This window comes from Pseudomonadales bacterium (assembly GCA_013215025.1).
Lineage (GTDB): Bacteria > Pseudomonadota > Gammaproteobacteria > Pseudomonadales > DT-91 > DT-91.
Genome location: JABSRR010000171.1, coordinates 1 through 6,831, shown reverse-complemented (window position 1 = coordinate 6,831; position 6,831 = coordinate 1). Strand labels below are relative to the sequence as shown.

The following is a 6,831-nucleotide window of genomic DNA, read 5'->3' as shown; positions in this document are numbered from 1 at the left end:
GCATGGGGTGATTATCGACACGCGGTTTTGCCCTACAGCATTCGCGACCGCTCGAACTGCAGCGGGTTTATGAATTGCCATGGCGATATCTGAGTAGCTGACACTCTTACCCCAAGCGATGGTATCAAGCTGTTGCCACACCAACTGCTGAAATGGCGTGCCCGATGGGTGTTTAGGAATCTGTTGCACCTGCTTAAAATTTTCCTGCGTGAACTCGCTCAAAAGTTTTTCTATTTTTGATACGCCGCAAACAGCGGGTAAGTTTGCCGAAAAAAAAACCTGCTGCGGAAAAAAACCACTTAATACAAGCTCTGCTTGTTGAAACACATCGGTATTCGCGTCAACAAAAAACAGGGCAGAAAGCCCTGTTTGATTGCCCGCTATAACGACGTAATCTAATGAGTCATGTTCGATAAGCTGGTAGCTGAGTTTGTTTGCTACAGGCTTATTCACTCGATTTCATTTGAGACTGAATATAATTTTGAATACCGATCTTATCGATCAGTGATAGTGCACGCTCTAACCAGTAAATGTGATCTGTTTCCGTATCATTTAATAGTTTTTTCAGCATATCGCGGGTAACGTAGTCGTTTTCCGATTCACAGACAGCAATAATCTCGCGCAAACTTGCGGCCACGGCCAGCTCAGCTTCTAGATCATACGCCAGTATCTGCTTAACATCGGAACCTATCTTAATCGCAATACGCGAGGCGGTATCGGCTGTACCCTCCAGAAATAAAATGCGCTCGATAATCATTTGAGCGTGTTCAAGTTCCTCTTCATACTCATGAACTAACTGCTGATGTAAACGCTCTACCCCCCAGTCTTCATAAAGTTTGGAGTGGGCTAGGTATTGATCCATAGAAGAAAGCTCCATGGTCAACTGACGATTGAGTAAATCGATGATTTTTTGTGAGCCCTGCATTATTCATCCTCCATCGTTGATTGCAGATAGTTGGGCACACCAACCTGTTTAATTAAATGCTGCTGAGTTTCAATCCAATCAACATGAGATTCTTCATACTCAAGAATCGACTCAAGCAACTCGCGACTGACATAATCTTGCTCTTGTTCGCATAAATCAATCGCAGACTTCAACGCAGCAAGCTGATCAGTTTCAAAATCTAAATCGCATTGCAACATCTCTTCGGTATCTTCGCCAATGCGCAACTTGCCTAAATGTTGCAGATTGGGTAAGCCTTCTAAAAACAGGATACGCTCAATTAAATCGTCAGCCTGCTTCATGTCTTTTATCGATTTTTTATAAGCTTTTTCATTGAGCTCTTCCAAGCCCCAGTTTTTAAACATGCGCGCGTGCAGAAAGTATTGATTAATTGAAACCAGCTCAAGTGAAAGCACGCCATTTAACGCGCTGATAATCGTGGTTTTACCTTGCATCGTCGACTCCTCATTGTGTGATGCAGCAAATATAGGCTTAATACGCGCAGAAAACAACAAAATACCAAAAAAATCTCAATAAAATCAATAACTTGAAATGATTTCGATAATTATTACTATTCGTGTTTTAGCGCGCATCTTGATTTCAGGCCAGGTACGATTGAACACAAAAATAGATATAAGCCATTTACCTCTAAATATACTTAATAAGATCTTTTCAAGGCTGTTAAGACAAGATAAGGTAATCCGCTTATTTAATTGACGTTAATCATCCCACAGGAACGTATTTTGGATTGGCAAGCTTGGGCAGCGTTATACATTACTTTTAGTGCCTTACTGACTTTAATTTTTTCTCGCATCAGCCCACATATTGTGATGATGGCTGCGCTTAGCGTGCTTAGCGTGACTGGCATTTTAAGCCCTAGCGAGGCACTGTCAGGCTTTGCTAATGATGGCTTGATGACCGTAGCCGCCATGTTTGTGATTGCCGCAGGTATTCATGGATCAGGTGGTGTTGATTTGCTAGTCAACGCCCTGCTGGGCAAACCAAGCTCGGCTCGCGCTGCAATGCAGCGTATGTTCCCTCCGGTGGTACTGTTAAGCGGTTTTTTAAATAATACCCCGATTGTTGCTACGATGATTCCTGCAATTAATAGCTGGTCGCGAAAAATTAATATCGCCCCTTCAAAATTAATGATTCCACTCAGTTATAGCGCAATTTTAGGCGGCACCTTAACGCTTATTGGCACTAGCACTAATTTGGTGGTTAATGGCCAATATCAGGCACTCACAGGGCAGCCAAGTCTGGGGCTATTTTCAATCACCATGATCAGTCTGCCAGTGGTCATAGCTGGCTTGCTGTTTATATGGCTGGTATTTCCAAAAATTCTGCCGGATCGCTCAGCCAAGAATGCCTTTGCTAACCTTCGCGAGTTTACTTTGGAGGTTTCGGTGGCGCAAAATGGCCCTCTCGTTGGAAAAACTGTTGAGCAGGCGGGGCTGAGAAATTTACGCAGGGTTTACCTGGTTGAAATCGAGCGCAATGGCAGTATCGTTACTGCGGTTCCCTCTCAGGAAGTGCTAAAAGGCGGCGATCGTTTGGTATTTGCTGGTGACACTGAGGCAATTTCTGACCTTCTGCGCATCAACGGCATCACAGCTTCTGCCAATGATAATCATGAAGAATCGCTGAGCACCGATCGGGCTGAGCGGCGTTTAGTGGAAGCCGTTGTTTCTCCGCATTGTGATTCTTTAGGCCAAGCAATTCGTGACATGCGCTTTCGCGATCGATATGGGGCCGCAGTATTAGCGGTAGCCCGCGGAGGTGAACGTATCAAAGGTAATCTCGGTACGATAAAACTTGCCGCAGGCGATACCTTGTTATTAGAGGCGAGGCCCGCTTTTGTGAGTCGCCAACGGTACAATAAAGATTTTCTATTGATTAATGAGTTAGAGGAAGCACCACCTCGGCATGAGCGCGCCTATCTCTCATGGGCGATACTTTTATGCCTCATTGTAAGTGCAGGCTTTGGTGTTATAAGCATGCTTAATGCCGCCCTGATCGGCGCGGCAGCAATGATTATTTTTGGCTGCTGTTCAATTAGTCAGGCTGAGAAAAGTCTCGATTTTAGCGTGATATTGACTATTGCTGCGTCTTTTTCCTTGGGGACTGCACTGCAAAAAACCGGGGCTGCTGGTCATTTAGCTCATCATATAATTGACCTCAGCGGCGGCACACCCTGGCTAATGCTGATTTTAGTCTATATAGCGGTTGTGATGCTGACTGAAACGATTACCAATAATGCGGCTGCCATTATTATGCTGCCGATTGTGTTACAGATTACCCAGCAGGCTGGCATTGATGCTGAGCCGTTTATCTTTGCGATTATGATGGCGGCCTCTGCTAGCTTTATTACGCCGTTAGGCTATCAAACTAATTTGATGGTGTATGGACCGGGTGGCTATAAATTTACCGACTTTATCAAAGTTGGCCTACCCTTGAGTATTTTTCTCGCTGTTGTGACCCTATCTATTTTACTGCTCTACTATCCGCTGTAGCAGTCTTAAGCGCTATGAATATTTGCGCCAATTATTAGCGCCGATAAAAAAGCCCGCCATTTTGGCGGGCTTTTTATGCGAAGTTTGTAGAGCTTAGATGTAAAAGGTTTTACCAACCAAAGCGCAGTTCACTTATAGCGGCGAGCGGCCTTTCTTAGCCGCTGTGCGTAAGCGCAATGCATTGAGCTTTATAAAGCCTGCTGCATCTTTCTGATCGTAAGCGCCCGCATCATCCTCAAACGTGGCAATCGCTTCGTCAAATAAGGAGTCATCTGACTTGCGCCCTACTACCATAACATTGCCTTTATACAGCTTCAGGCGAACCTCACCATTAACCACCGCTTGTGTTTCATCAATCGCAGCCTGCAACATTTGGCGTTCAGGTGACCACCAGTAGCCATTATAAATTAACGAGGCATAGCGCGGCATCAACTCATCTTTTAAATGCGCAGCTTCACGGTCTAAAGTAATGGATTCTATCGCACGATGGGCTTTCAATAAGACCGTGCCTGCAGGTGTTTCATAACAGCCTCGCGCCTTCATGCCAACATAGCGGTTTTCAACAATATCCACACGACCAATACCGTTCTCGCCGGCAATGCTATTCAGCTCTTCCATAACAGTTGCAGGAGACTTAGCCACACCATCAATCGCCACTACATCGCCATGCTTAAAGCTCAGGTTAATATAGCGGGGCGTATCTGGTGCATCTTCTGGTGACTTAGTCCATAGCCACATATCTTCTTCAGGCTCTGCCCATGGGTCTTCAATCAGATCACCCTCATAGGAGATATGCAGTAAATTAGCGTCCATCGAGTAAGGGGACTTCTTGCCTGGTTTTGTTTCTACCTGAATACCGTGTTGCTCACAATACGCCATCAATGACTCGCGTGAGTTTAAATCCCATTCGCGCCAAGGCGCAATTACCGCAACACCTGGCTTAAGTGCATAAGCACCTAATTCAAAGCGCACTTGATCATTGCCCTTGCCGGTTGCGCCATGCGAGATAGCATCAGCGCCTGTTTCATTAGCAATTTCAATCAGTCGCTTAGCAATCAATGGTCTTGCGATCGAGGTACCAAGCAGGTATTCACCTTCATAAATGGCGTTGGCTCGAAACATCGGAAACACAAAATCACGCGCAAACTCTTCACGTAAATCGTCAATATAAATTTCTTTGATGCCCAAAGCTTCAGCTTTTGCGCGCGCAGGCTCAACTTCTTCGCCCTGACCTAAATCTGCCGTAAACGTGACAACCTCGCACTGATACTCTTCTTGCAACCATTTCACAATCACCGAGGTATCAAGGCCGCCCGAGTAAGCTAATACAACTTTTTTGATGTCTGCCATCACAGTTTCTCCAATTCGAAAGAACAGCATTTAAAGGGCGCGTATTGTACTGATTTTGTCCGATTTTCGCTAGACTTACGCGATTCAGGTAGGTTAGCTATTTTTTTTACTATAGAATGAGTATTTTAATATAAAAATTTATACGACGAGCCTCACGCATGAGCCAATTGCTTACCCTGACACAACCCGATGACTGGCATATTCACTTACGTGACGGCGTTGCATTGAAACGCACAGTAAACGATGCCGCGCGTCAATTTAATCGCGCAATTGTTATGCCCAACCTCGTCCCACCGGTTGTCAATGCAGCTCAGGCCGTCAGCTATCATCAGCGTATCATGCAGAACCTAGCTAGCGAGCTCAGTTTTGACCCACTGATGGTCTTATACCTCACGGACAACACTCAAGCTGAAGATATTTTAGCCGCGCATCAAACCGGCTTAGTGAAGGCTGTGAAGATTTATCCTGCGGGCGCTACCACTAACTCAGACTCGGGCGTGACTGATATTTTAGCTAAATCTGATGTTTACGAGGTCATGCAGTCTATCGGTATGCCGCTGCTGATTCATGGCGAAGTGACAGATAGCCATATTGATATTTTTGATCGCGAGAAAGTTTTTATTGAGCGCACGATGATTCCGCTGCGGGCAAAATTTCCTGCATTAAAAATTGTATTCGAGCATATTACCACCAAGGACGCAGCTGATTTTGTCGTTGACGCCGATGGCCCCATGGCAGCCACTATTACGCCGCAGCATTTAATGTTCAATCGAAATGATATGTTGGTTGGCGGTATTCGGCCACATTATTTTTGTTTGCCGATCCTGAAACGCAATATCCACCAAGATGCCTTGGTGAAAGTAGCCACCAGTGGAAATACACGCTTTTTTCTTGGCACTGATTCGGCACCTCATGCAACGGATAAAAAAGAAGCAGCTTGCGGCTGTGCTGGCTGTTACAGCGCCTTTAGTGCGATTGAGCTGTATGCTCAGGTATTTGATGAGGCAAATGCACTGGACAAACTTGAGGCCTTCGCTGCTTTTAACGGACCAGACTTTTATGGCATGCCACGTAATACCGAAACCATTACCCTGATGAAAAAAGCTTGGCAACTTCCAGCACAGCTAGACTATTTAGATGGCACAATTACACCTCTACTGGCAGGAGAGCAGATTCAATGGCAAATCCAAGCTGGTTAGAGGCAGATCTAAATATGTCTAGCGAAAGACAAAAGCCGCTGATGGCCTATCGCTTTCGCGGCTATTTACCGGTTGTGATAGATATTGAAACGGCGGGCTTTAATGCGACCACCGATGCCATGTTAGAAATTGCAGCCAGTTTATTAGATATGGATGATGATGGCACCTTAAGGGTTAAAGATACGGTTAGCTTTCATGTTGAGCCATTTGTTGGCGCTAATCTCGAAAAATCAGCCTTAGAGTTTACTGGCATCGACCCCGAAGACCCGGCTCGCGCAGCGGAGGATGAAGTAGATGTATTAAAAGAGTTATTCCGCATTATTCGACGTGAAGTAAAAACTTACCATTGCAAACGCGCTATTATCGTTGCGCATAATGCCAGCTTTGATCAGAGCTTTCTAAATGCTGCAATCGCTCGTAACCAATTAAAACGCAGCCCCTTCCATCCCTTTTCTGCCATGGACACCGCAACCTTAGCAGGTCTTGCATATGGTCACACGGTTCTAGCTCAGGCCTGTAAACTTGCCAACATTCCGTTTGATAATAAGGAAGCACACTCGGCAGCTTATGATGCCGAAGTCACCGCCAGATTATTTTGTCAAATTGTCAATAAATGGCGTGACCTTGGTGGCTGGGCTGATGCACTAGCCTCACCTGAATAAACAATTTAAACACCTCACAGTTAGTCTGGGCATGACGTTTCAAAATAGCACGAGTCGAAACAGCTTACCGCTAAATATTCACATAAGTTTTTTATTAAGCATTGCTTATCTGTTAGGGCTTAGCTTATATCTTAATGAAGGCACACTGATATTTTCACTGGATG

The 6,831-nt window shown here is 45.1% G+C and carries 7 protein-coding genes; 3 read left to right on the top strand and 4 right to left on the bottom strand.

What is annotated here, in order from left to right:
* The 3 genes from HRU21_10920 to bfr (HRU21_10910) all read right to left on the bottom strand — a co-directional run.
* Window positions 1–384 (bottom strand): methylated-DNA--[protein]-cysteine S-methyltransferase (locus HRU21_10920; GenBank protein NRA42799.1); only part of this gene is annotated, 384 nt, incomplete at its 3' end.
* Between the two features lie 61 nt (window positions 385–445).
* Window positions 446–925: a bacterioferritin gene (bfr, locus tag HRU21_10915; GenBank protein ID NRA42798.1), complete on the bottom strand. Its 480-nt coding sequence runs from the start codon at window positions 923–925 to the stop codon at window positions 446–448.
* Complete coding sequence (gene bfr, locus HRU21_10910; protein ID NRA42797.1) at window positions 925–1,398, bottom strand: bacterioferritin; 474 nt, start codon at window positions 1,396–1,398, stop codon at window positions 925–927. Before bfr (HRU21_10910) ends, bfr (HRU21_10915) begins: the two co-directional genes overlap by 1 nt.
* A 288-nt stretch (window positions 1,399–1,686) precedes the next feature.
* Here bfr (HRU21_10910) and HRU21_10905 point away from each other — a divergent pair, with 288 nt between their 5' ends.
* Window positions 1,687–3,456, top strand: coding sequence for an SLC13 family permease (locus HRU21_10905; GenBank protein NRA42796.1), 1,770 nt, complete (start codon window positions 1,687–1,689; stop codon window positions 3,454–3,456).
* Window positions 3,457–3,588: 132 nt separating this feature from the next.
* Here HRU21_10905 and HRU21_10900 read toward each other — a convergent pair whose 3' ends face one another.
* Window positions 3,589–4,806 (bottom strand): argininosuccinate synthase, encoded by a 1,218-nt coding sequence (locus HRU21_10900; protein NRA42795.1) that lies wholly within the window; start codon window positions 4,804–4,806, stop codon window positions 3,589–3,591.
* A 158-nt stretch (window positions 4,807–4,964) separates the two neighbouring features.
* On the opposite strand from HRU21_10900, the gene pyrC reads away from it, so the two are divergent.
* On the top strand, window positions 4,965–6,005 hold the full coding sequence (gene pyrC, locus HRU21_10895) for a dihydroorotase (GenBank protein ID NRA42794.1): 1,041 nt from the start codon (window positions 4,965–4,967) through the stop codon (window positions 6,003–6,005).
* Between the two features lie 14 nt (window positions 6,006–6,019).
* On the top strand, window positions 6,020–6,667 hold the full coding sequence (gene rnt / locus HRU21_10890) for a ribonuclease T (GenBank protein NRA42793.1): 648 nt from the start codon (window positions 6,020–6,022) through the stop codon (window positions 6,665–6,667).
* Window positions 6,668–6,831 lie beyond the last annotated feature (164 nt).

Coding starts and splice junctions, on each gene's coding strand:
- bfr (NRA42798.1), bottom strand. CDS start 925: ATGCAGGGCTCACAAAAAATCATCGATTTACTCAATCGTCAGTTGACC.
- pyrC (NRA42794.1), top strand. CDS start 4,965: ATGAGCCAATTGCTTACCCTGACACAACCCGATGACTGGCATATTCAC.
- rnt (NRA42793.1), top strand. CDS start 6,020: ATGTCTAGCGAAAGACAAAAGCCGCTGATGGCCTATCGCTTTCGCGGC.
- bfr (NRA42797.1), bottom strand. CDS start 1,398: ATGCAAGGTAAAACCACGATTATCAGCGCGTTAAATGGCGTGCTTTCA.
- HRU21_10900 (NRA42795.1), bottom strand. CDS start 4,806: ATGGCAGACATCAAAAAAGTTGTATTAGCTTACTCGGGCGGCCTTGAT.